The 200-nt window shown below is 79.5% G+C and carries 1 pseudogene; it reads left to right on the top strand.

Going from position 1 to position 200, the window contains the following annotated elements:
- Positions 1-200, top strand: a pseudogene (locus RKE29_RS30080) (CDP-alcohol phosphatidyltransferase family protein); the annotation flags it as partial.

The raw sequence follows: 200 nt of genomic DNA, 5'->3' as shown, positions 1-200 counted from the left end.
GCCCCCTCGCCGAGCCGCCGGCCCGCGTCGGCCGGCTGGTCTGGGCGCGCCGGATGGCCGCGCTGCCGATCGGCGAGCGCTGGGCCCTGATCGCCGTGCTGACCGCGTTCACCACGCCCCGCACCACCCTCACCTGCCTGCTCGCCGCCTCGGCGCTCGCCGCCTGCTACACCACCGCCGGCCGGGTGCTGCGCTCGGTC

It is taken from the genome of Streptomyces sp. B1866 (genome assembly GCF_031932565.1).
Taxonomy (GTDB): domain Bacteria; phylum Actinomycetota; class Actinomycetes; order Streptomycetales; family Streptomycetaceae; genus Streptomyces.
Note: the sequence above shows the minus strand (reverse complement) of the source record. Positions and strands in the feature narration are given on the sequence as shown.